A 22492-nucleotide genomic window follows, 5' to 3' on the forward strand; every position below is an offset into this window, starting at 1 on the left:
CCGCTTATTCACCGGCTATGACGGGCCAGAACCGTTCGGCTCTACTGAAAACAGCGCCGAAGCGATGTTTCGTTCTTCCGAAAACTCCCCGGTGATGGCCGGATCAGTGTCAGTGTGAGCAATTCTACCGTCCGTTTGTGGGCGGAATTGCCTGTCTCGCACATTCCCGAAAGGTGCTGTGCTCTGAAGGTACACAATGGCTGGCGGTGAACCCCGCTCTGATCTTCGATGCAAAGTGTTCAGTCCGCAACGCCCCAAAGTCAATTTTCTGGCGGGCTCGCCTAGACGCCGACCATGCGCGCGACCGCCGAGATGACGAGGAAAACACCAATGCCGATCCCGCCTATTCCGGGATAAATGAGGTCACGTGGTTTGCCAAACTGGATGACGAACATCCCAGCCTTGCCGACTTTTTCCCTCATGCTGCGTCGTATCTGATCGAAGACATGTTGGCGTTTTGCCAGGATGTAGACACCGATCGTGAAGGCGAGGGCGCCTCCGAGGAATTGCACGATTGTCGTTACCAGTTCTGGATTCATGGATTCCACGCGCCTCTTGAATGATGGTTGGCCAGTAGCGTTGCCCGCGCTGCCCTGATTAGCGGGGGCCCGCGGTCGAATACCGCCACACAACCATGTGTCACCCCCGGCGCTCGGAGTATTTTCTGGGGAGTGAATCATCAGCTGTGGTGATCTCGATCTGAGCGGTCGCCAGGAAACCATACTTAGAACATGACCAGCCGAACAAAACGAGACCGCTTGCCTTCTCTTGGCAGACGCGCTTCCCTCTTCAACATTGTGTTTTGTGGGGTCCTTCTGACCTTCTGTCTCGTCGTCGCCCTTTCCGGGACGCCCAGTGCATTTGTGGGCGTCTTCTTCGGCACAATCGTCGAGGCGGTCCTCGTCACGCGATATATCCGCAGCACGAACGCGAACAAACAGAGCCTTCGCCACGATTCGCAGGTCTGACGTAACCAGTCGAGCGCTCCGCAAATCGCCCGCCAGAATTAAGTGTTTCCTTCTACCCTGCTGGCAGCAGCGGCCGGAATCCGTCACAGACCGGGCTGAGCGCCTGATCGAGAAAGGGAACCAAGCTGCCCCGTGCCACGCCGGCCCCCGCCCAGGCGAGGGCCCCGGCACACGTCGCGGCGAGCGCCGCCACCGCGAATGCCGAAGGGAGCAGATCACCCTGCGGTCGAGCCGTCGCCCGCTCAACGGCTCGGGTCAGCACGGCACCCTGAGCGGTGAACCGGGAGAGGGCTGACGCCTGCAAGTCGAGGGCTGTTCCCATCAGCTCGGTTTGCGTGAGCGCCCAGGGCACGTCACCGGCCGGGATCCCCTCGGCGAGCGCCAGCAGGGCCGCGCGGATGGCGTCGGTCGGCATACCCGCCACCTCGGCGAGCGCCGTCTCCAGTGCGGCGGGCAGACCAGTCAGCCAACCGTCGACCTCGACCCAGAGAAGGTCGCTCTTCGCCGAAAAGTAGTTGAAGAAAGTGTTGCGGCTCACCCCCGCACGTCGAGTGATCTGCTCGATCGTGGTGCTCGGGTAGGTCTGCTCGAGAAACAACTCGGCCGCCGCCTCTTGCAGCATGGCGCGTGACGAGCCGCGCGGGCGTCCGGCCCGGGTTGATTCGGTGTGGTTCATGGCTCCCCGGTGCTGGCTCTACGATAGAAAGAGTTCCTCAGTTAATGGACTGAGTCCAATAATTGCACAGTTCCCGTAACTGCCTGGTCCCCTCGCTTGTACAGCCCCCACGTGCACGCCCCACCAGGTGCACAGTTTGCCGATGAGAAAGAACCCCGATGCGCACGAACCCCCGCAGTCGCCGAACAGTTGGCACTGTCTCCCGCCACGCTCCAACCCTCACCGCTGTCGCAGCACTCGCCATTGCGACTCTCGCCCTGACCGGATGCACCGCGCCCACCCCCGATGCGGCATCCGGCAGCCCCCGCACGGGCGGCACCCTCACCTATGCGTCCGGTGACGCCGAGCCCACCTGCCTCGACCCCCATGTCGGTGGCAACTACCCCCAGGCTCTGCTCAGCACCCAGTTCCTGGAGTCACTCGTCTCCCGCGATAAGAGCGGAGAGATCGTTCCCTGGCTGGCGTCATCCTGGACGACCAGCGCCGACGGCTTGACCTGGGAGTTCACGCTCAAGCCCGACGTGACCTTCACCGACGGAACCCCGCTTGATGCTGCCGCGGTTCAGGCGAATGTGGCACACCTGCAGAACCCGGAGACCGGGTCGTCGACCGGCTACCTCGCCCTGGGCAAGGTCGTCTCCACCGAGGCGGTCTCCCCCGAGGTGGTGAAGTTCACCCTGAGCGAGCCGGATAGCGCTCTGCTCGAATCCCTGTCCCAGCCGTGGCTGGCCATCGAGTCCCCCACCGCGCTGAAGCGCAGTCAAGACGACAACTGCGCCGCCCCAGTCGGGACCGGCCCCTTCGTCGTGACGAAGTGGGTGAAGCAGAACGCCGTCACCCTGACCCGTAACGATGCGTACAACTCTCCGCCGGCCGACGCCACGAACACCGGGCCGGCCTACCTCGACGGCATCACCTGGCGCTTCATCCCTGAATCGGCGTCGCGCTACGCCGCGCTGCAGGCCGGCGACGTGGACGTCATCGACAACGCCCAGCCCGACACGATCGTGCAGGCGGAGAAGAGCGGCTCCCTGCAGCACCTCGACGCCCCGCGTCCCGGTGCCTCCAACCGCATCGAGTTGAACTCGAGCAAGCCGCCGTTCAACGACGTCAAGGTGCGGGAGGCGTTCATCCGCTCCGCGAACGTCGACGATGCCGTATCAAGCCTGTTCCAGGGAACGGCAACACGCTCGTACTCCGCCCTCTCGAGTGTCGAGCCGCTCGCCGTGTCGAAGCCTGAGCTCTTCACCTACGACCAGAAGGCAGCAAACACGCTGCTCGACGAGGCCGGCTGGACCGAGCGTGACACCGACGGCTACCGGGTGAAGGACGGCGTACGCCTCCACGTGCAGTTCCCGGTCAGCACCAACCAGTCGATTCCGGCCGAGCAGTCGTTGTTCGAGCAGATTCAGGCGACGGCGAAGCAGACCGGGTTCGAAGTCGCTCTCGAGCCGATGGATCTCGGCAGCTGGTATGCGGCTCTCGGCAACCACGAGTACAACGCGGTGAGTGCGCCCTACACGAAGGTCGGACCCGACGTGCTGCGCATCCTCTATCACTCGAGCGGTATTGTTCCGGCGCCGAGCGGTTATTTCGCCAACAACGCGCAGGTGAGCGACCCGAAGCTTGACGCCCTGTTGACCCAGGCCGGCCAGGTGTCAGATCCCGCCGAGCGTAAGACCCTCGAGACGGATGCGCAGAACCTGCTGCTGTCGGGCTTCTACATCCTGCCGCTCTACGACCAGCAGAATCACTTCCTGTTGCGCTCCGACGTCGAAGGCGTGCGGGCGATGCCCACCGTGTCGACTCCGACATTCCAGGGCGCCTGGTTGAATCGGTAGGTCTGACGGCAATGAAGGAATAGACGGGGTGGTGAGTTGGGGGTGGTGAAACGGATGTCGGGGTCCCGTGCGACGATCACCCATGTGTTGGTGACCCTCGCCGGAGCCATCGGCGTGCTCTGGGCCGTGGCCACGCTGACCTTCTTCGCCGTGCGCCTGATTCCCGGCGACCCGGCCCTGGCCCTCCTGGGCGGGCCTGGGTCGCAGGCCTCCCCCGAGGCGCTCGCCTTGGTGCGCGCCGAGAACGGCCTCGACCAGCCGCTCTTTGTGCAGTACCTGATGCAGTTGGGCAAGCTGGCCACCGGTGATCTCGGGCGCTCCTATGCCTTGAATCAGGATGTCGCCCAGGTGATCCTCCCTCAGTTGGTCGGCACGCTGACCCTCGCGATCCTCTCGCTCGCCGTCGCCTGGCTGTTCTCCCTCACCCTCACCATCTGGTCGACCAGGGGCGGGCGGATTGCCGCGTCGATCGGTTCCGGGCTTGACGTGGTCGCCGCCGCACTGCCGCACTTCTGGTTGGCGACATCCTTGATCATCGTGTTCAGCTTGTGGCTCGGGGTTCTGCCGCCGATCAGCACCGGTACCCCGGCGGGTCTGGTGCTGCCGGTGCTGGCGTTGGCAATCCCACTGGCCGGTTTTCTCAGTCAGATCATGCGGCCGGCTTTGCTCACCGCGCTCGAATCACCGTTTGTGCTGTCGGCCCGGGCCCGCGGCGAGAGCGAAGGCGGGGTGCGACGCCTGCACGCGATTCGTCACGCGGCCGTCCCGGCGATCAGCCTCACCGGGTGGGCATTCGGTTCGTTGATCAGCGGCGCCGTCGTGGTCGAGACGATCTTCGCCCGGCCCGGCCTTGGCCGCACCCTGCTCAACGCCGTGACGGCCCGCGATGTGCCGGTGGTGATCGGTGTCGTGATGGTCGTCGCCGTCGTCTACATCCTGGTCACCCTGGCCACCGATGTCGTGACGCGGCTGGTTGACCCTCGCCAAGCAGAGCCACTACAGGCCGAGTCTCGACCAGCAGAGTCCGAACCAGCAGAGCCCCGACAGGCACGCGCATGAGTGATCTCGGCATCCAGGCGGGGCTCGGCCAGGCACGCCGCCGAACGATCACTCCGCTCCGGGGAGCACGCATCGGCGTCGGTGAGGCGCTCGCCGGAGTGTTTGCGCTCCTGCTCGTGCTTGCCGCCTTCGTCCCGTGGCTCCTCGCACCCGCCGACCCGCTCGCCATCGACCCGCTCTCGGCATTCGCCGCGCCCTCCCCAGCCCACTGGTTCGGCACCGACGAGTCGGGGCGGGATGTCTACACCCGGGTCGTGCACGGCGCCGCGAGCTCGCTGCTCATCGGCACCCTGGCGACGGTGATCGGCTTGGGCCTCGGCATTGTATTGGGCACACTGGCCGGGATGAGCGGCAAAGTCGTCGACTTCACCCTCAACCGGTTCTTCGAGGTGCTCTTCGCCTTTCCCGGTCTGCTGCTCGCCCTGGTCGTCATCCTGATCTTCGGCCCGGGCGTCGCCACGGCAACCGTCGCCGTCGGACTCGCGACGGCACCCGGCTATGCCCGGATCATCCGAGCGCAATTGATCACCGTGAAATCCGCATCGTTCGTCGAGGCCGCCACCGTGCTCGGCCACAGCCGCCGGCGCATCCTCCGTCGCCACATCCTGCCGAATACGCTCGCCCCCCTCTTCGTGTTGGCCACCCTCGGCCTCGGACAGGCCATCGTCTGGGCCTCAGCGCTCAGCTACCTCGGCCTCGGTGCCGCACCGCCCGCCGCCGAGTGGGGCGCCATGCTCGCGGCCGGCCGGATCTACCTGGGCTCGGCCTGGTGGATGAGCTTCTTTCCCGGCCTCGTCATCGTGCTCACCGCCGTCGCCGCCACCGCACTCGGCCGCAGCATCGAACGAAGGATGCGTCACGCATGACCCCCACGCCTGTTGCAGAACCCGGGCGGCCCGCTGACCCCGCGCTCGCCGTGTCGGTGCAGAACCTCCGGGTCGGTTTTGCCGGTCGCGCCAGACTGACCGAAGTCGTGCGCGGCGTCTCGTTCGAGGTGCGCCCCGGTGAATGTCTCGCCCTCGTCGGGGAGTCGGGGTCGGGAAAGAGCGTCACCGCGCGCAGCCTGCTTGGTTTGGCCGGCAGCCACGCCCAGGTGAGCGCCGACACGCTCGAACTCGGTGGGGCGAGTGTGCTCGGCCTCTCCGACGCGGCGTGGCGACGACGACGCGGCCTCGACATCGGACTCGTGCTGCAGGACGCCCTGGTGTCGCTGGACCCGCTGCGCACGGTCGGGCGGGAAGTCGCCGACTCCCTGCGTCTGCACACCTCGCTGAGCGCGGCCGAACGCGGCGACCGGGTCGTCGAACTGCTCCGCCGGGTGGGCTTGCCGGATGCCGAGCTGCGTGCCGCGCAACTTCCCGGCACTCTGTCGGGTGGGCAACGTCAGCGCGCACTGATCGCGTCGGCGATCGCCCTCGACCCGCCCGTGCTGATCGCCGACGAACCGACGACGGCGCTTGACGTGACGGTGCAGGCCCAAATTCTCGATCTGCTCGCGGAACTCACCGCCGCCGGAACCGGCCTGCTTCTGATCAGCCACGATCTGGCCGTCGTCAGCCGGATCGCCGACCGGGTCGCGGTCTTTCACGACGGACGCATCGTGGAGACCGGCCCGACGGACGAGGTGCTCGGCGCACCGACGCATTCGCTGACCCGCCGCATGCTGCAGGCGGTTCCGGTTGACAAGCCCCGCGGCATCCGTCTCAGCCCGGCCCGGCTGCCGGCCGCGGCACCGGCGCTGACGCCGTCACCACCAGTGTTGGTGCGGTCACCCGCGTTAGTGCAGTCACCCGCCGCGCCGCACACACTCGAAACGCACCCCGCCGCGCCACCCGCGGGCGCAGCTGAGGTCGTACTCGAGGCGATCGACCTCGTCGCCGGTTTCCGCGGGCCCGACGGCCGTCACCGCCTCGCCGTCGACCACGTGTCATTCTCACTGGTGCGCGGCGAGACCCTCGGCCTGGTCGGCGAGTCAGGCTCCGGCAAAACCACGACGGCGCGGCTCGCCCTCGCCCTGCGGAGCCCCGACGCCGGCCAGGTGCGTCTATTCGGCGAGGACTGGAGCACGCTGACCGAAAAACGTCGCCGTCCGCTCCGCCCCCGCATCGGTGCGATTTATCAGGATGCGCTCGGATCGTTCGATCCGCGGTGGAGCGTCGACGACATCCTCCGCGACGCGATCGGTGTCCGGCCGGGCAGCACTCACGCCGTGACTCACGCTGCGACTCACCCGGCGACCCGCGGCGCACTGCGCCCGTCGCCCCGATCGTCCGCGCCGACGCCCAGCGAACTTCTGGACTGGGTGGGACTGTCTCCCACCCTGCTCGCCCGGCGACCGCTCGACCTCTCCGGCGGGCAACGCCAGCGCGTCGGCATCGCCCGCACCCTGGCGTCCCGCCCGGAGATCGTGATCTGCGACGAACCGGTGTCGGCCCTCGACGTGGGAGTGCAGGCGCAGGTGCTGGACCTGCTTGACGATCTGCAGCGCGAGCTGGACCTCAGCCTGCTCTTCATCTCGCACGATCTCGGTGTGATCCAACACGTCAGCGACCGCGTTGCCGTGATGCAGGCCGGCAGAATCGTCGAAATCGGTCACACCGAGACCGTGCTGACCCGCCCGGGACATGACTACACGCAGAGCCTGCTCGCGGCAGTTCCTCGCCTCAGCTGAGGATCACCGGGCAGGGGACGAGACCCGAGTGAGGCGTGGTCAGACGGGAACGGCCGCGAGTTCGTCGAAGCTCGCGAACGACGCGGCGATGTCGCTGCCGGTGAAGTTGCCGACCCATCCGTCATCGTCGTGGAAGAAGCGCACGGACACGTAGTCGGGACGGGTCCCCATATCGAACCAGTGCGTGGTGTTGGCCGGGACGGAGATGACATCGCCCGCCTCGCAGAGCACCGCGTGCACCTTCTCATTGGCGTGCAGGTAGAACACGCCGCTTCCGCGGGCGAAGAATCGGTCTTCGTCGTCATCGTGGCGGTGCTCGCTGAGGAACTTCGGGCGGGCAGCCGCAGCCTTGTCACGGTACTCAGGCGTCTCCGACGGCACGAGTGTCATCACGTCGACGAGGGTGTACCCCTGCTCGGCGTTCACCGCCGCGATCTCGTCACGATAGGCCTCGAGAACCTCCTCCTGGGTCGGATCAGTGGAGATCTCTTTGACCTCCCACCGGCTGAACCGAGCGCCGAGTCCGGCGAGGATCCGAGTGATCTCTTCGGCATCGCGCGTCTGCACTACTACGGTCGCTGGGTCGGATTCATTCCACACGGTCACAAGAGTCATGGGGCAATCGTAATGACGTGCCCGCCGTGACCCCCTCTACCCGACACCTCCCGAAGTAACACGGCGTCACACGACGCGTGATCCGCACGTGTCAGGTCGTTAAGCTTCCGATGGCCCTGTCGCCCGCACCGCGACCATCCCACTTGTCGGTACTCATTCCCACGACTCGCTTCAGAAGGAAAATCGCATGGTGACTCGCACTGTCTCCGACTTCGACCAGCTGACCCTGGACAGCATTCCGCGCTATCTGGCCGGCCGCCCGGCGCTCACCGCGCACATTGACGCCTCCGCGCTGGTCTCGGTCGTGGAGGTCGGAGACGGGAATCTCAACCTGGTCTTCATCGTGCGGGACCGCCGTGGGGCATCCATTGTGCTCAAGCAATCCCTGCCCCATGTGCGCACCGACCCCAGCTGGCCGATGACCAGGGAGCGCACGACCCGCGAGTGGCTGGTACTGGCCCGTCACGAGCAGGCGGATGCCACCCATGTGCCTGCACTGTACGACTTCGACCAGGAGAACTATGTTCTGGCCATCGAGGACCTGTCGGATCACGCGGTCTGGCGGACCGAGCTGAACACCGGTCGAGTGCAGCCGTGGGCGGCCGCGGAGATCGGCCGCTATATTGCCCGCACCGCCTTCTTCACCTCGGTGCTCGGCCTGGACCCGATCGAACAGAAGCGACTGGTCGCGCGCGCAGTGAACCCCGAGCTGTGCGAGATCACCGAGAACCTGGTGTTCACCGAGCCCTACGTTGAACATGAGCACAACGCCGTCCTGCCCGCCAATGCACCGGATGTCGCTGCTCTGCGTTCTGATCAGCAGGTGCTCCGCGAGATCGGCTTGGCTAAGTACCGTTTCATGACCACCGCCCAGTCGCTGCTGCACGGCGACCTGCACACCGGCTCGGTGTTCGTGCGGGCAGCGACGGTCGAGCGGCCGGCATCGGCGCGGGCCTTCGACAGCGAGTTCGGCTTCTACGGTCCCACCGGCTTCGATCTCGGCGCACTGTGGGCGAATTTCGTGCTGGCCGCCGCCCGGGCAGAAGCGCTCGGCGAATCGGAACGCGCCGATCTGATCCTCACCCTTCCGGCGCAGTTGTGGAATGCCTTCGAGGCGGAGTTCCGCGCCCTGTGGCCCCGCAGGATCGATCAGAGGGTCTGGTCGGATGACGTTCGTGAGGCGCTCCTCGACGACATCCGGAAGGATGCCGGAACGTACGCGGGAGCGAAGGCGGTACGCCGCATCATCGGATTCGCCAAGGCGAGCGACATCGAATCGCTGGAACCGGTTCTCCGCGAGGGCGCCGCCCGGGGTGTGCTCCAGGCCGGACGGGCGCTCATCCTCTCCCGTCTCTCGACGGACACGGTGGAGACCCTCACGGAGGCGACCTCACGCATCCTGCGTGCGACCGCCACCCGCGAGAGTCAGGCCAGCAGTTAGACCAGCTCCGGGCGACCGGCGGCCAACACTCCCACGAACTCGTTCAGGAAAGCCTCGCGGTCGACGTCGAGCACGACGAGGGTGTCCGGCGCATCCTGTGTCCTCCAGCTCACCGGCATCCCCTCAGCGGTGCGCACGAGGTGTGCACGGGTAAAGAAGCCATCCGTCGTGATGTTCACTGGGCCGGACACCGACTTCGTGATCCATTCCGGGTGCACCAACAACGCAGCGGCCAGGCCGTCGTGGGCCGGCGACACGCGGCGGCCCCAGGCGTACTGGTAGAAGTCCATGTACGCCTCGAGGATCTGTGCCGAGAACGTGCCCCACTCGGTTCCCGCGCGGTGGAGCGCCTGAACGGCTGCCTCGTCGATGATCGTCCCCGCGGTGACGTTCACTCCGACCATGACCAGCGAGGTGCGCGGCGCGGCGAACACCCGGGCTGCGGCTTCCGCGTCGTTGTGGATGTTCGCGTCCACCATCTGCACGCCGCCCAACGGCGGGAAGGGACCGGAACCGCCCATGATCACGGTTGAACGGAAAAGGGTCAGCAGATCGGGCTCAATCTCGAGGGCCAGACCGAGATTGGTCAGCGGTCCGATTGGAAGCAGGTCGTAGTAGCCGGGCCGGGAACGCGCGAGTTCCACCAGCAGCTCGGCGGAACTGAGCGGTGACAGATTGGCCGGCTCCAGCTTCTCGGCCCAGAGGTCGCCCAGCCCGTCGGTGCCGTGCACGTGCTCTGCGATCCGGGGTTCCCCGAAAATCGGGCCTGCCGCACCGCGGGCGACCAGGATGTCTTCTCGCCCGATCACCGCGAGGACCCGGGCGATGTTGCTGACGGCATCCTCGACTGGCGTGTTTCCGTACACACTCGTGATCGCCGAAATCTCGACATCTGGTCGGCCGGCCAGATAGAGCAACGCCAGCGCGTCATCAATTCCGGTGTCGGTATCCACGATCACGTGGCGGATGTCGGTGGGCTGGGCGTGCGTCACGGGCGGTGCTCCTTGATTGCGGGGTGAAGAGGATTGCGGGGTGAAGAGGATTACGGGGTGAGGAATGCGAATGAGGCGGTCAGACCACCGGGTGTCACACCAAAGTCGGTGCGGCGCGTCTGGTGAAACGGATGCGGGTGAGCACCAGCACGATCACGGTGATGGCGTACGGGGCAGCGTCGGTGAGCTGCTGGGGCGCCCCGATGCCCTGAAGGCGGAAGCCGATGGCTTCTGCGGCGCCGAAGCCGAGGCAGACCAGCGGCAACCAGAGCGGCTTGTTGGCCACCAGGATGACCGCAGCGACGGCGATCCAGCCTCGCCCGGCTGTCATGTTCTCGGTGAACAGGGTCACGTTGCCGAGCGAGAGTTGCGCCCCGGCGAGGCCGCAGAGCGCGCCGCCCAGCACGGTGACCCAGAACTGGTGGCTGCGCACGCTCACGCCGAGGCTCTCCGCGGCGTCCGGATGCTCGCCGACGCCACGCAGGCGGAGGCCGCGCGGCGTCATCCGCAGCCACAGGCCGGCAGCGACGATCAGGACCAGAGCGAGCGGGACGAGGGCCGTCTGTCCGGCGAACACCGGCCCGAGAATCGGCACGTCTTCCAGCCAGGGCATGGTGCCGAGCCCGGCTAGGCCGCGCGGTGCGAACGATCCGGAGACGCCGAACCACGCTCGCAGCAAGAACCCGGTCAACCCGAGGGCCAGCAGGTTCGTTCCGATGGCGATGATGATCGGGTCGGCCTTGAAGCGGGCGGTGCCGACGGCCAGCACCAGGGAGTAGAGGGCGGTGGAGAGGATGGCGACCAGCACGCCGGCCCAGGCGTTTCCGGTGAGATAGCTGCCCACCACCGCAGTGAACGCGCCCCAGAGCATCTGCCCCTCGAGGGCGATGTTGAACACGCCCGCCTGGGCGCACAGCGCACCGGCGAGGGCAGCGAACAGGATCGGGGTGGCTGCGGTGAACACGGCGGCGACAAATCCCCACTCGAGAATGCCCATCAGTCGTCCTTCCCTGCGCCGGAGCGCTTCGCCTCGAGCACCACGCGGAGAGCGAGGATCACGATGACAACGCCCTGCACGACATCGGAGAGTTGCCGGGGCACATCTGCCGTGCGCTCCATCGCTGCGCCACCGACCTGCAGGATGGTGAAGAGCACGGCGGTGACCGGCACCAGGGCCGGCCGGCCGCCGGCCAAAAGCGCCGCGGCGAGCCCCGCAAAGGTATAGCCCGGCGAGACGAGCGCGCCGTCGATGAAACGGAACGGCGACGACAGCACGATGATGGCCCCGACCAACCCGGCGACGGCACCGGCCGACGCCATGGCGCCGAGGGCCAAACGCCCGGAGACGAGCCCACCATAGGCACCGAACCTGCGGTTCGCTCCGACAACGCGCAGCTCGTAGCCCACCGCGGAACGCGAGTCGACCAGGTAGAAGACGACCATGATCGCCACGATGAGCAGGAGACCGACCGAGGTGTAACGGAGCCCGCCCAATGCCCAGATGTGGGCGTCGTCCGGCAGGCGCGGAGTCTGTGCAACACCGGACCCGCGGTCAGCGAGCGGGAACCGCACGAGGTAGGAGGCCACGGCGACCGCGACGGGAGACAGGAGCAGCGTCGAGATGATGATCGGGATACCGAACCGGCTTGACAACGGAGCGGACACCGCGGCGAAGCCGCCACCGACGAGCATCGCCGCGACGATGGCGAGCGGAACGGCGAGGACGCCGGGAAGCCCGAGCTGCCCGGCCACGATGTAGGCGGTGATGCCACCGAGCACGAGTTGGCCGTTGCCGCCCATGTTGAACTCGCCCATCCGCAGCGGGATGGCGGCGGCCAGGCCCATGCCGCAGATGAAGCCCCAGACCGAGAAGGTGTAGTCGAGGTTCTGCAGATTCAGCGAGCCGGCGATCACCGCGGCGTAGGCGTCGATCGGGTTGAGGCCGGCAGCGAGCATGATCACCGCGCCGATCAGGATGGCCGCGATCACGGCGCCGACCGGCACGACCGACGGATGCCGGATCACGCGCTGAGAGAGGGCGGGGATGCTCATTCGGCCACCGCTGCTTCTGGCACAGGCGTCGCTTCTGACACAGGCACCGCATCTGACGACCGCACCGTCTCTGAACTCAACCTGGCGCCGGCCAATGCCGCTCCGATGCGTTCCACAGTTGCCTCCTGGCGGTCGAACTCGGCGACGATGGCGCCGCCGTACATCACAAGAATTCGGTCGGCGAGAGCGCGCAACTCTGAAATCTCGTGGGAGACCAGGAGGATCGCCCCGCCGTCAGAGCGGTAGTCGAGCAGACGGCCGTGGATCGCTTCGATGGCCCCGACGTCGACCCCTTGGGTGGGTTGTTCCGCGATCAACAGTGGCGCCCGGTGAGACATTTCCCGGGCAACGACGACTTTCTGGGCGTTGCCGCCCGACAACGAGCCGACTGGAACGGACTCACCTGAGGTGCGTATGTCGTAGGCAGCGATGAGGTCCTGGGCCATCCGGCGCGCGGCGGCCAGGGACATCCAGCCGCGGGTCACGCCGCCGGCCGCGGCGATGGGCGGGCGGCGGTGGTGTCCGAGCATCACATTCTCGGTGATCGACATGGTGAGCGCGCTTCCCTCGCCGCGACGGTCTTCTGGGATGACGGCGAGGCCGTGTGCCCGGCGCTTCTGCACCGGATCGTGCGTGACGTCGCGGCCGAGCAGCCGCACACTGCCTGACGCCACCTGCTGCGTGCCGAGAATCGCAGCGACGAGATCGTGCTGGCCGTTGCCGGAGACCCCGGCGATGCCCACGATCTCTCCCGCGTGCACCCGCAGCGACACGTCAGAGACCAGCGTGGTCGACGCGTTCGTCACCGACAGTCGGTCGACCTCCAGCACGGTCTCCCCCGGGATGCCTGTTCCCGGGTGGGCGACATCGTTCACCGTGCGGCCGGTCATGGCGTGCACGAGCGCCTCTGCGGTAGCGCTACGGGCGTCGAAGCGACCGGTGACCCGGCCGTCACGAAGCACCGTCACCTCGTCGGAGACCGCCAAGACCTCGTGGATCTTGTGGGTCACCAGCACCACGGTCGCGCCGTCATCCGCGGCTCGGCGGATGACAGTGAACAGGGACGTCACCTCGCTCGGGGTGAGAACTGCCGTGGGTTCGTCGAGGATCAGGATGCGTGCGTCGCGGTGCAGGGCTTTCAGAATCTCCACGCGTTGTTTGGCACCGGCCGAGAGTCCGCCGACCCGCGCGGTGGGATCGGTGTCCAGACCGTATCGGGCGGCCAGCTCGCGCACCCGATTCGCGGCCGCCTGCTTGTCGAGAAGGCCACGCCGACGCGGCTCCGCGCCGAACACGACGTTCTCGGCCACCGTCATCTCATCGAACAGCCTGAAGTGCTGGTGGACCATACCGAGGCCCGCCGCGATCGCATCCAGCGGCCCGGCGAAACTGACCGGGCGGCCGTCGACGACGATGCTGCCGGAATCCGGTCGCACGAGGCCGAACAGGATCGACATGAGTGTAGATTTTCCGGCGCCGTTCTCCCCCATCACGGCGTGCACGGTTCCCGTACGCAGCACGAGATCGACGCCGTCGTTGGCCACGACGGCGCCGAATCTCTTGCTGATTCCGGTCAGCTCAACGGCGGGAAACGTCATCCGGCGGTCAGTGGGTCCACGACGACGACAGCACCGGAGATGATCTGGTCGCGCACGGCAGCGACCTTTTCGATCACGTCGGGGTGATCGGCGATGAGGCACTTCGAATCAGCCACGTTGTCCTCGAGGCCGGTGAGGCCAACCCCGCCTTCAGCGAGTCCGTAGGCCTTGAAGCCACCACCCTTGCCGGCGAAGATGTCGGTCACGGCGTTCTTCAGCGCCACGTCAACACGCTTGATCGAGTTGTCGACGACGTTTCCCGGAGAGTCGAGGCACTGGTTGGTGTCCACACCGAATGCGGCGATCTTGTTTGCTGCCGCGGCCTCGAAGACACCCAGGTTGCCACCTGAGGCGGCTGCGTTGATGTAGTCGACGCCGGAGTCGGCCAGGATCTGTGCCTGGGCCTTGGCCCTGGCCTGGTCACCGAAGGGGTTGTCCCCGCCCACATACTGCACAGCCGTGGCGATTGCCGGGTCGACGCTCTGGGCGCCCGCGAAGAACGGGTCGACCCACCGGTGGATGAACGGGGTGTCGAGCGCTGCGACGACGCCGATGTTCTTCGAGGTGGAGAGCAGTCCGGCTTCGACGCCCGCGAGGTAGTTCGACTCATATTCCTTGAAGACTGCGGCGGTGAGGTTCGGCGTCGGCTTCTCGGCGGAGGTGTCGATCAGCAGGAACTGCTGGTCGGGGTTGTCGGCGGCGGCCTGGGTGAACTGGTCGAGCACGCTGTATGACACGCCGATGATCACGTCGGGGGCGGTGCGGATCGCCTCATCCAGGTTCTGCTGGATGGATGCCGGGTCCTTGCTCTCGAACACATCGACCGAGGCGTCTGACTCCGTGCCCACTGCTTTCGCTCCGTCGACGGCGAGCTGAAGGAAGTTGTTTGAACCGACCGCGGTGGGCGTGATCAGGATGATCGACTTCGCGTTCGGGTCGGATGCGGCGGCGCCAGAATCGGGGGTGCTGGCACAGGCTGACAGGGTTCCGATCAGTGCGGCGGCAGCAACTGCAGCACCCACGCGGTGGACGATTTTGGGCATGGAGGTCTCCTCAAGGGCTGTGATGAGGGTGGAAAGAAAACGCGCCGGCGATCACAGGGGATCGGGTGGATTCACACGCTATCAGCGGGTTCTCAGCCGCATTCTGCCGCCTCGTCACGCAACGACACAATCGGCCGAGGTCGGAGCCGGGCCGGGGTCAGAGCCGTGGTTAGAGCCGGGGTCAGAGCCGTGTTGCCAGCGCAATCTGCAACAGGCCCTCGGTGAGCTCCAGGTGCCACCGAGCCTCGCGGAGGTCTCGACCCCAGGCGTAAATGCCGTGCCCGGCGACGATCAGCGCCGGAACGTCTCGTGTCTGGTCCGTCGCGGGCCGATAGAGCCGCTCGAACGCGTCACCGAGCGCATTCATGTCCTGGGAGTTCTGCACGACGGGGATCACAACCTCCTCGTCGTGCGCCGCGTGGCCGATGCCCTTGAGCATTTCGAGGTCGCGGAGCACGACGCCATTCGGCCAGAAATGTGCCGCGGTCACCGCCGCAAGCGCGTGCACGTGAATCACCGCTCCCGCACCGGCTCTCGCCGCAATGCGCGCATGAAGTCCGGCTTCAGCAGAGGGACGCTTGCCCGATCCGCCCTCGCCGCGTACTCCGTCACCGTGCCCATCGATGATCACGATGTCGCCGGCCGTGAGTTCGCCCTTGTCGAGGCCGGATGCCGTGACGGCCAAGCGAAGCGGATCGCGGCCGAGGGTGACCGACAGGTTTCCGGCGGTGCCGGGCATCCACCCGCGCGCCGCGAACCGGGCGGATTCGGCGGCAAGCGCCGCACCCGCACGTTCGATCACCTCCGGGGTCAGCGACTCGATCGAGAAGACGCTCATGGGGCGACCACCTCGACGTCGGCAAATGATGACACGACCGGCGACGGCCCGAAATCCGCGACGAACCACGGCTCTCCGGGACGCGAGAATGCGACGGTCTGCCAGCCGGCCTCCCGAGCCGCCGTGACCTCGTCAGGATGATCGGTGAAGAAGACGATCTCCCCTGGCTCCGCTCCCAGCTGGGCTGCGATGGTGTCGTATGACGACGCGACCTTCTTTGGACCGGCGTTGACCGTGTCGAAGTAGTCGGTGATCAGCGGGGTCAGGTCGCCGTCGGGTGAGTGCCGAAACCACGGCACCTGCGAGGTGACCGAGCCGGACGAGAACACGGCCAGCACCACGCCGCTCTCGTGCCAGGCCCGCAGCTGCGGGATGACGTCGTCGAAGAAATGCGAACTGATCTCGTTCCGCGCAAATCCCTCCGCCCAGATCTGCCCCTGCAGGGTCTTCAACGGGGTGGACTTGATGTCCTGTTCCATCCAGCCGTGCAGCTCCGCCACTACCTCGGCCGTGCTCGCCTCCCCCGGCAGACCGGCTTCGGCCACGACCTGGGCGCGCGCCTCGGCTACAGCCGCATCGTCAGCGTGGTCGTCGAGCCAACCCGCCAGGCGTGGCCGGGCGTAGTCGTAGAGGTCGCCGAGGATGAACCCGGCCGCACTGGTTGTTCCTTCAAGGTCGAGAACGAGGATGCGTGCGCTCAGGCGCAGAGGATGGGTCACAGGGACTCCTTCGGGGTTCCAGTCACGAGCCAGTGTCGTGCGCGGTCAAAAACGTTCTGCTGGGCAGTCGCCGCCACGTCAAGCGGCAAAGTTTCAAGATCGGCGGCGTGGGAGTACCCCACCACGCGGCGCAGCGCCTCCGCACCGGCGAAACGCCAGGCGTCTTCCCGCACCGAGTCCAGCCAATCCTGGTCAGCGTGCGGCTGCCAGACCCGGGCGAACTCGGCCCAGCTGGCGTCGATGGCCGTACGCCGGGCGGTGGCGAGGTCATCCGCGCCGATCGCGGCGGCCGCAACCGCGGCGATGTCGAGGTTCGCCCAGAACAGGCCGAGGTCAAGTCCGATCGGGCCGACGAAGCTGAATTCGGGGTCGAAGACCCGCACCTGCTGGGCGGGAGCCGACGCAGCGGCCTGGGCGGAGTGCGGCGCTGTCTCCAGCGCCCGTCCGACCATGAGAGATCCCGAGTGCAGGTCGCCGTGAAGAAGCGCCTGCTCCGCATCGCGGAACGTCGCTCTCAGGCCGAGAGCGGCGTTCTCGACATCGCTGCTGGCATAGAGGTCGCGCACCCTCGACTCCAGAGCGGGGTGCCAGTGGTTGTGCTCGTGCTCGCGGAACGGCTCATCGAGTACAACGTCGAACGTGAGATCGCACAGTTCGGGGTTGGCCGAGACGCTCACCAGCTCGGCATGCGCGGAAGCGCCCAGCTGCGAGGCACTCGTGGCCCGGCTGAGTTCACCGATGAATCGCCCCACGACAGCGCCGAGATGCTCGAAATCGATTGCCGCGACCGGGTGACCGTTCGCCGCCGCGCGAATCTGGTCGACGAGTTCGTCGCGCAGCACTCGAAGCTCCGACAGGTCTTCCATCACCAGGATGAACCGGTCGAGGTCACAGTGCAGTACCAGCGGCACCGACTCCGGCACGATCCGGGAGAGCACCTCATAGGCGCGCGCCTCTGCACCGATCCGGGCGGGGTCGATCGGCCAACCCGGGCCGGCCACCTGCACGAACGGCGGCGCCTGCTTGACGGCCAGGCTCCCGAGCGGTCCGACCGCGATGAAGACGCGGTTCATGTTCCCCGCCGTCACCTCGGTCACCGACACCTGGTCCCTGCTCCCCGCCAGCCCCGTCAGGAGTCCGGCCGTCACGAGGTAGTCGACGACATCGTCTTCTGTGGCCAGCAGCTCGTAGTCACTCATACGCTGAGCCGCTCGGCCGACGGGTCGAAGTAGCCGGCCAGCTCATTCGACGCGAACGCCCCGCGATCGGTCACGACGCGGGTGACGAAACGCGGCGGAGTGGCGTCGAAGGCCGGGTACCACGTGTCCTCGACCAGGGGTGACGCAGTGCGATGTCCCAGCGCGGAGAGCACCTCCTGACCGTCTCGATCTTCGATCCGGATGTCTGCGCCGGTCGGTGCGGCGGGGTCCGGTGATTGAACCAGGGCATAGAACGGAACGTCGAATGCGTGGGCGGCAATGGCCAGCCCGAGGGTTCCGACCTTGTTCACCACGGTTCCGTCGAGGCTGACCCGGTCGGCAGCCGTGACGAGCGCGTCGATGGGGCCGATCGTGGAGCCGGGGGCGAGAGCTGCGGCGCCCATCCCATCCGTGATCAGGGTGACCTTCTGTCCGAACTCCCGCAGTGTGTGGGCCGTGAGCCTGGCTCCCTGAAGGTAGGGACGGGTCTCGGTTGCAATCCATTCATACCGGCGGCCGACACGCGCGGCTGCCCTCACCAGCTCGGTGAGGTAGGTGTCCATCCAGCAATGGGTGAGCAGTCGCGCGCCGTCAGGGAGCAGCTGCACGGCATGTTCGCCGAGCGCACGACTGCGGGAGCGGTACAGCGCTGCACCGGCGCGCGCAGCCTCGATTGCGCTGTCCACCAGCTCCGCGGTGCTGCCGGCACCCGCGCCGGCTGCGCGCACCCGTTCGACGGCTTCCAGCGGATGATTGTTCGTGGGCCGGGCGTTGGCGAGAGCGTTACCGGCCGACGTGAGGGCAGCGCGCGCCGCGTCCAGCGAAAGCTCTCTGACTTGGAGCGCGGCCAATTCGATCCCGGCACAGGCCGCATACAGCGGTCCGGAGCTCTGGGTCACCATCGCACGGATCGCCTCGGCGACCTCGAACGCATCCGTGCACCTGACCCAGCTGATCTCGCCGGGGAAGACACGTCGGTCGAGAATGAGAACGGCGCCGTCCTCGATACGCACGGAATCCTCCAGCGTCGCCGCTTTCAATTCCGAACCGGTTCGGCCGTCTTCGCTCAGCTCGCTCACGATTTCTCCCAATTCCATTGCCCGGCAGCGGGCACCAGCTGAGGATACCGGCCCCCTCCGTTGCCCCAGACGCCGTGCCATCGATGCGACTCGCGGCGGCCCCAACCGCCTGCCATCAGGCGCGCTGCTGTGTGTCGAAATATGTCGTGCCCGCGGAATTCCGGGCGAGTTCGCTGGTTTGCTGGTCGGCCAACTTCGCGTGCCAGCGCGCGACCGGTAGGTTTAACAGTAGAAACTTGAGGCACCTCACCATCGACACGGTGCCGTACATAACGAACCGGAGAACTATGAGTGCCGCCGACCGCGTCCCCGAAAAGCCCGCCCTCGAAGGGTTGGAAGCCAAATGGGAATCCGCCTGGGAAGGCCAGGGAACCTACCGGTTCAACCGTGAGGCAGCGCTTGCCGCCCGCGCGGGCTCGACAGGCTCGACCACCGTTGGTACCGGCGCCGTCTTCTCCATCGACACTCCGCCGCCCACCGCATCCGGTTCGCTGCACATCGGCCACGTGTTCTCGTACACCCACACGGATGTCGTCGCCCGCTTCCAGCGCATGCGCGGCCTGAACGTGTTCTACCCGATGGGCTGGGACGACAACGGCCTGCCCACCGAACGCCGGGTGCAGAACTACTACGGCGTGCGCTGCGACCCGTCGCTGCCCTACGACGCCGAGTTCGTTCCTCCGCACGAAGGCGGAGACGGCAAGAGCATCAAGGCCGCCGATCAGAAGCCGATCAGCCGCCGCAACTTCATTGAACTCTGCGACCGCCTCACCAAAGAAGATGAGAAGCAGTTCGAAGAACTCTGGCGCACGCTCGGCCTGAGCGTCGACTGGACCCAGACCTACCGCACCATCGGTCACGAGGCCCTGTTCACCTCGCAGCTCGCGTTCCTCGGCAACGTCGAGCGCGGCGAGGCCTACCAGGCCATGGCCCCGACGCTGTGGGATGTCACCTTCCGCACCGCCGTCGCCCAGGCCGAGCTCGAAGATAAAGAGCAGCCGGCCTCCTACTACCGCGTTGCCTTTGAGAAGACCGACGGCGGCACCATCGAGATCGAGACCACGCGTCCCGAACTCCTGCCTGCCTGTGTCGCCCTCGTCGCACACCCCGACGACGAGCGTTACAAGCCGCTCTTCGGCACGACCGTGCGCACCCCGCTCTTCGATGTTGAGGTTCCGATCCTCGCGCACCACCTCGCCCAGAAAGACAAGGGCAGCGGAATCGCGATGATCTGCACCTTCGGCGACGTGACCGACGTCGTCTGGTGGCGCGAGCTCGACCTGCCGAACCGCGCAATCATGGGCTTCGACGGCCGCATCATCACCGAAGCGCCCGACGTCATCACCTCAGAGACCGGAATCGCCGCCTATGAGCAGCTTGCCGGAAAGACCGTCTTCTCGGCCAAAGCCGCCGTCGTCGATCTGCTGAAGGCCAGCGGCGACCTGATCGGCGAGCCGCGCTCGATCGTGCACCCGGTCAAGTTCTTCGAAAAGGGCGACAAGCCCCTCGAGATCGTTTCAACCCGCCAGTGGTACATCCGTAACGGCGCCAAGGACGAGGCACTGCGCGCTCGCCTGCTCGAGCACGGTAACGACCTCGAATGGCACCCCGACTTCATGCGCGTGCGCTATGAGAACTGGGTCAACGGCCTCACCGGTGACTGGCTGATCTCCCGCCAGCGTTTCTTCGGTGTGCCGCTGCCCGTCTGGTACCCGCTCGACACCGACGGCAACCCGGTCTTCGACGAGCCGATCGTCGCGACCCGCGAGATGCTGCCGGTCGACCCGTCGAGCGACACCGCTCCCGGCTACACCGAAGACCAGCGCGGCGTCGCCGGCGGTTTCCGCGGCGAAGTCGACGTGATGGACACCTGGGCGACCTCGTCGCTCACCCCGCAGCTGGCCGGCGGCTGGGAGCGCGACCCCGAGCTGTTCGACCTCGTGTACCCCTACTCGCTGCGTCCGCAGGGCCAGGACATCATCCGCACCTGGTTGTTCTCCACCCTGCTGCGTGCCGAGCTGGAGCACGGCACCTCGCCGTGGAAGCACGCCGCTCTGTCGGGCTTCATCGTCGACCCGGACCGCAAGAAGATGTCGAAGTCGAAGGGCAACGTCGTCACCCCGGCTGGAATGCTTGAGCAGCACGGTTCGGATGCGGTGCGTTACTGGGCCGCGTCGTCTCGCCTCGGCACCGACGCCGCGTTCGACCCGCAGAACCCGACGCAGATCAAGATCGGCCGTCGCCTGGCGATCAAGATCTTGAACGCGTCGAAGTTCATCCTCGGTTTCGAGGGCTCAGCCGATGCCCCCATCACCGAGCCGATCGATGCGAGCATGCTGGCCAACCTGGCCGCCGTTGTCGAGACGGCCACCGCCGCCTTCGACAACTTCGACCACGCCCGCGCGCTGGAGACCACCGAGAGCTTCTTCTGGACCTTCTGCGACGACTACCTCGAGTTGGTCAAGGAGCGCGCCTACGGCGAGAGCGGCGACGCACAGGCTTCGGCTGTCGCTGCGCTGCGCACCGCACTGTCGACGCTTCTGCGCTTGTTCGCCCCGTTCGTTCCCTTTGCGACCGAAGAAGCTTGGTCCTGGTCGAATGACGACTCGGTGCACCTCGCCTCCTGGCCGCTCGCCAGCGAACTTCAGACCGGTGCGACGAGTGGCAATGCCGCGCTCCTCGACCTGGCCAGCCGCGCGCTGACCAACATCCGCCGGGCGAAGACCGACGCCAAGGCGTCTCAGAAAGCTGCCGTCGATTCCGCTCTCATCAGCGGGCCGGCCGACGACATTGCGCTGCTGCAGCTGGCCGCCGCCGATCTTCAGGCTGTGGGCAGAATCAACGAATTGTCGTTTGTTGCTGGCGTCGAGTTGGCTGTTACAGATATCGTGCTCGTCACGGTGTCAGAAAGTTAGGGGAAACCGGATGTCAGTACAGGTACGAGCGCTGGGCGACAAGGACTTCTTTTCGTGGCTGGGTCTTTTCGAGGGCTACAGCGAGTTCTACAAGAGCGAGCTGACCGATGAGAAGGCTCTGCAAGTGTGGAGCTGGATCATCGACAAGAACCACGAGCTCGAAGGAGCAGTCGCGGTGGACGACGACGGCACGTTCGTCGGGTTGGCCCATTTTCGGAAGGTACCCGAAACGCTGAGCGCCACGACCGGCCTGTTCCTGGACGACCTCTTCGTCGCGGATAACGCCCGCGGCGCCGGTGTCGGTCGCGCTTTGATCGACTTCGTGCGCGGCTACGCGGCCGAGCACAAGCTCAGCAGCATCCAGCTGATCACCGCAGCCGACAATGAGAGCGCTCAGCGCCTCTACGACGACATGGGAACCCGCACGTCGTGGGTCACCTACGAAATCACGATCTAGCCATGCAGTTGGGAACACGCTGGCCGATCGGCGACCCGGTCCCGTCCGGACTGCCGCATGTGGTTGAAATCGCCGTGCAGGCGGTCGAAGAAGAGTTGAAGGCAATCGGCGACGACGTCAGCACCTGGCGCTGGACGTTGACCTGGCTTGAAAGCAAGCCGGTCATCGAGCTCGATGACGGCACGGTGATTCGCTACAACCCGAGCGAAGACAGCGCCACGATCACGCAGCCGATGGGTCCGGCCGACGACGAAGAGGACTGGGTCTAGCGCGATTCCCCTCGCGCGAGCCGACTCGTCAGCACGAGCTGATCAGCACTAGATCGTCCG

The 22492-nt window shown here is 66.4% G+C and carries 21 protein-coding genes; 10 read left to right on the forward strand and 11 right to left on the reverse strand.

Annotated features, from left to right (window positions below; translation table 11 throughout):
- Window positions 1-137 precede the first annotated feature (137 nt).
- Window positions 138-563 carry a hypothetical protein gene (locus AC1DCF_RS08410; RefSeq protein WP_477210613.1) on the forward strand — a complete coding sequence of 142 codons (426 nt, stop codon included), beginning with the start codon at window positions 138-140 and terminating at the stop codon, window positions 561-563.
- Between the two features lie 168 nt (window positions 564-731).
- Window positions 732-968, forward strand: coding sequence for a hypothetical protein (locus AC1DCF_RS08415; protein ID WP_477210614.1), 237 nt, complete (start codon window positions 732-734; stop codon window positions 966-968).
- Between the two features lie 52 nt (window positions 969-1020).
- Here the strand turns inward: AC1DCF_RS08415 and AC1DCF_RS08420 are convergent, their stop codons facing one another.
- Entirely contained in the window at window positions 1021-1644 is a 624-nt protein-coding gene (locus AC1DCF_RS08420; RefSeq protein WP_477210615.1) for a TetR/AcrR family transcriptional regulator, read from the reverse strand.
- Window positions 1645-1802: 158 nt separating this feature from the next.
- On the opposite strand from AC1DCF_RS08420, the gene AC1DCF_RS08425 reads away from it, so the two are divergent.
- From AC1DCF_RS08425 to AC1DCF_RS08440, 4 genes are read left to right on the forward strand one after another with little or no spacing between them, the layout of a single operon-like run.
- Window positions 1803-3485 (forward strand): ABC transporter substrate-binding protein, encoded by a 1683-nt coding sequence (locus tag AC1DCF_RS08425; RefSeq protein WP_477210616.1) that lies wholly within the window; start codon window positions 1803-1805, stop codon window positions 3483-3485.
- Window positions 3486-3539: 54 nt separating this feature from the next.
- Entirely contained in the window at window positions 3540-4544 is a 1005-nt protein-coding gene (locus AC1DCF_RS08430; protein WP_477210617.1) for an ABC transporter permease, read from the forward strand.
- The gene (locus AC1DCF_RS08435) at window positions 4541-5410 is read left to right on the forward strand and encodes an ABC transporter permease (RefSeq protein WP_441792275.1); all 870 of its coding nucleotides are present in this window, start codon (window positions 4541-4543) and stop codon (window positions 5408-5410) included. Before AC1DCF_RS08430 ends, AC1DCF_RS08435 begins: the two co-directional genes overlap by 4 nt.
- Window positions 5407-7215 (forward strand): dipeptide ABC transporter ATP-binding protein, encoded by a 1809-nt coding sequence (locus AC1DCF_RS08440; RefSeq protein WP_477210618.1) that lies wholly within the window; start codon window positions 5407-5409, stop codon window positions 7213-7215. Before AC1DCF_RS08435 ends, AC1DCF_RS08440 begins: the two co-directional genes overlap by 4 nt.
- Before the next feature lie 39 nt (window positions 7216-7254).
- Here the strand turns inward: AC1DCF_RS08440 and AC1DCF_RS08445 are convergent, their stop codons facing one another.
- Window positions 7255-7830 (reverse strand): 1,2-dihydroxy-3-keto-5-methylthiopentene dioxygenase, encoded by a 576-nt coding sequence (locus tag AC1DCF_RS08445; protein ID WP_477210619.1) that lies wholly within the window; start codon window positions 7828-7830, stop codon window positions 7255-7257.
- A gap of 187 nt (window positions 7831-8017) precedes the next feature.
- Between AC1DCF_RS08445 and mtnK the strand changes: the two genes are divergently transcribed.
- A complete protein-coding gene (gene mtnK / locus AC1DCF_RS08450; protein ID WP_477210620.1) occupies window positions 8018-9271 on the forward strand; it encodes an S-methyl-5-thioribose kinase in 1254 nt (417 codons plus the stop codon).
- Here the strand turns inward: mtnK and AC1DCF_RS08455 are convergent.
- The 9 genes from AC1DCF_RS08455 to AC1DCF_RS08495 all read right to left on the reverse strand — a co-directional run bounded on the left by AC1DCF_RS08455 (window position 9268) and on the right by AC1DCF_RS08495 (window position 18791).
- Window positions 9268-10263: a nucleoside hydrolase gene (locus tag AC1DCF_RS08455; RefSeq protein ID WP_477210621.1), complete on the reverse strand. Its 996-nt coding sequence runs from the start codon at window positions 10261-10263 to the stop codon at window positions 9268-9270. The two genes, mtnK and AC1DCF_RS08455, sit on opposite strands and share 4 nt — an antisense overlap.
- Window positions 10264-10357: 94 nt before the next feature.
- Window positions 10358-11260 (reverse strand): ABC transporter permease, encoded by a 903-nt coding sequence (locus AC1DCF_RS08460; RefSeq protein WP_477210622.1) that lies wholly within the window; start codon window positions 11258-11260, stop codon window positions 10358-10360.
- Complete coding sequence (locus AC1DCF_RS08465) at window positions 11260-12315, reverse strand: ABC transporter permease (protein WP_477210623.1); 1056 nt, start codon at window positions 12313-12315, stop codon at window positions 11260-11262. The genes AC1DCF_RS08460 and AC1DCF_RS08465 overlap by 1 nt, the downstream gene beginning before the upstream one ends.
- A complete protein-coding gene (locus AC1DCF_RS08470; protein ID WP_477210624.1) occupies window positions 12312-13913 on the reverse strand; it encodes an ABC transporter ATP-binding protein in 1602 nt (533 codons plus the stop codon). The genes AC1DCF_RS08465 and AC1DCF_RS08470 overlap by 4 nt, the downstream gene beginning before the upstream one ends.
- The gene (locus tag AC1DCF_RS08475) at window positions 13910-14956 is read right to left on the reverse strand and encodes a BMP family ABC transporter substrate-binding protein (protein WP_477210625.1); all 1047 of its coding nucleotides are present in this window, start codon (window positions 14954-14956) and stop codon (window positions 13910-13912) included. Before AC1DCF_RS08475 ends, AC1DCF_RS08470 begins: the two co-directional genes overlap by 4 nt.
- A 181-nt stretch (window positions 14957-15137) precedes the next feature.
- Window positions 15138-15794, reverse strand: a complete 657-nt coding sequence (gene mtnB, locus AC1DCF_RS08480; RefSeq protein WP_477210626.1) for a methylthioribulose 1-phosphate dehydratase — start codon at window positions 15792-15794, stop codon at window positions 15138-15140.
- Complete coding sequence (gene mtnC, locus AC1DCF_RS08485; protein ID WP_477210627.1) at window positions 15791-16513, reverse strand: acireductone synthase; 723 nt, start codon at window positions 16511-16513, stop codon at window positions 15791-15793. Before mtnC ends, mtnB begins: the two co-directional genes overlap by 4 nt.
- Window positions 16510-17712: a hypothetical protein gene (locus AC1DCF_RS08490; RefSeq protein WP_477210628.1), complete on the reverse strand. Its 1203-nt coding sequence runs from the start codon at window positions 17710-17712 to the stop codon at window positions 16510-16512. Before AC1DCF_RS08490 ends, mtnC begins: the two co-directional genes overlap by 4 nt.
- Entirely contained in the window at window positions 17709-18791 is a 1083-nt protein-coding gene (locus tag AC1DCF_RS08495) for a translation initiation factor eIF-2B alpha/beta/delta subunit family protein (protein ID WP_477210629.1), read from the reverse strand. The genes AC1DCF_RS08490 and AC1DCF_RS08495 overlap by 4 nt, the downstream gene beginning before the upstream one ends.
- A 287-nt stretch (window positions 18792-19078) precedes the next feature.
- Between AC1DCF_RS08495 and valS the strand changes: the two genes are divergently transcribed.
- The 3 genes from valS to AC1DCF_RS08510 are packed head-to-tail and all read left to right on the forward strand — an operon-like array spanning window position 19079 to window position 22432.
- Complete coding sequence (gene valS / locus AC1DCF_RS08500; protein ID WP_477210630.1) at window positions 19079-21706, forward strand: valine--tRNA ligase; 2628 nt, start codon at window positions 19079-19081, stop codon at window positions 21704-21706.
- A gap of 10 nt (window positions 21707-21716) precedes the next feature.
- A complete protein-coding gene (locus tag AC1DCF_RS08505; protein ID WP_441792272.1) occupies window positions 21717-22163 on the forward strand; it encodes a GNAT family N-acetyltransferase in 447 nt (148 codons plus the stop codon).
- A 2-nt stretch (window positions 22164-22165) separates the two neighbouring features.
- A complete protein-coding gene (locus tag AC1DCF_RS08510) occupies window positions 22166-22432 on the forward strand; it encodes a hypothetical protein (RefSeq protein WP_441792271.1) in 267 nt (88 codons plus the stop codon).
- Window positions 22433-22492: the final 60 nt, after the last annotated feature.

It is taken from the genome of Leifsonia sp. 10L418 (assembly GCF_056395445.1).

Excerpts from the sequence above, each read along its gene's own strand:
- AC1DCF_RS08420 (WP_477210615.1), bottom strand. The coding sequence starts at position 1,644 with ATGAACCACACCGAATCAACCCGGGCCGGACGCCCGCGCGGCTCGTCA.
- mtnK (WP_477210620.1), top strand. The coding sequence starts at position 8,018 with ATGGTGACTCGCACTGTCTCCGACTTCGACCAGCTGACCCTGGACAGC.
- AC1DCF_RS08510 (WP_441792271.1), top strand. The coding sequence starts at position 22,166 with ATGCAGTTGGGAACACGCTGGCCGATCGGCGACCCGGTCCCGTCCGGA.
- AC1DCF_RS08475 (WP_477210625.1), bottom strand. The coding sequence starts at position 14,956 with ATGCCCAAAATCGTCCACCGCGTGGGTGCTGCAGTTGCTGCCGCCGCA.
- AC1DCF_RS08465 (WP_477210623.1), bottom strand. The coding sequence starts at position 12,315 with ATGAGCATCCCCGCCCTCTCTCAGCGCGTGATCCGGCATCCGTCGGTC.
- AC1DCF_RS08415 (WP_477210614.1), top strand. The coding sequence starts at position 732 with ATGACCAGCCGAACAAAACGAGACCGCTTGCCTTCTCTTGGCAGACGC.
- AC1DCF_RS08505 (WP_441792272.1), top strand. The coding sequence starts at position 21,717 with ATGTCAGTACAGGTACGAGCGCTGGGCGACAAGGACTTCTTTTCGTGG.
- valS (WP_477210630.1), top strand. The coding sequence starts at position 19,079 with ATGAGTGCCGCCGACCGCGTCCCCGAAAAGCCCGCCCTCGAAGGGTTG.
- AC1DCF_RS08425 (WP_477210616.1), top strand. The coding sequence starts at position 1,803 with ATGCGCACGAACCCCCGCAGTCGCCGAACAGTTGGCACTGTCTCCCGC.
- AC1DCF_RS08470 (WP_477210624.1), bottom strand. The coding sequence starts at position 13,913 with ATGACGTTTCCCGCCGTTGAGCTGACCGGAATCAGCAAGAGATTCGGC.
- mtnB (WP_477210626.1), bottom strand. The coding sequence starts at position 15,794 with ATGAGCGTCTTCTCGATCGAGTCGCTGACCCCGGAGGTGATCGAACGT.
- AC1DCF_RS08490 (WP_477210628.1), bottom strand. The coding sequence starts at position 17,712 with ATGAGTGACTACGAGCTGCTGGCCACAGAAGACGATGTCGTCGACTAC.
- AC1DCF_RS08435 (WP_441792275.1), top strand. The coding sequence starts at position 4,541 with ATGAGTGATCTCGGCATCCAGGCGGGGCTCGGCCAGGCACGCCGCCGA.
- AC1DCF_RS08460 (WP_477210622.1), bottom strand. The coding sequence starts at position 11,260 with ATGGGCATTCTCGAGTGGGGATTTGTCGCCGCCGTGTTCACCGCAGCC.
- AC1DCF_RS08445 (WP_477210619.1), bottom strand. The coding sequence starts at position 7,830 with ATGACTCTTGTGACCGTGTGGAATGAATCCGACCCAGCGACCGTAGTA.
- AC1DCF_RS08430 (WP_477210617.1), top strand. The coding sequence starts at position 3,540 with ATGTCGGGGTCCCGTGCGACGATCACCCATGTGTTGGTGACCCTCGCC.
- AC1DCF_RS08440 (WP_477210618.1), top strand. The coding sequence starts at position 5,407 with ATGACCCCCACGCCTGTTGCAGAACCCGGGCGGCCCGCTGACCCCGCG.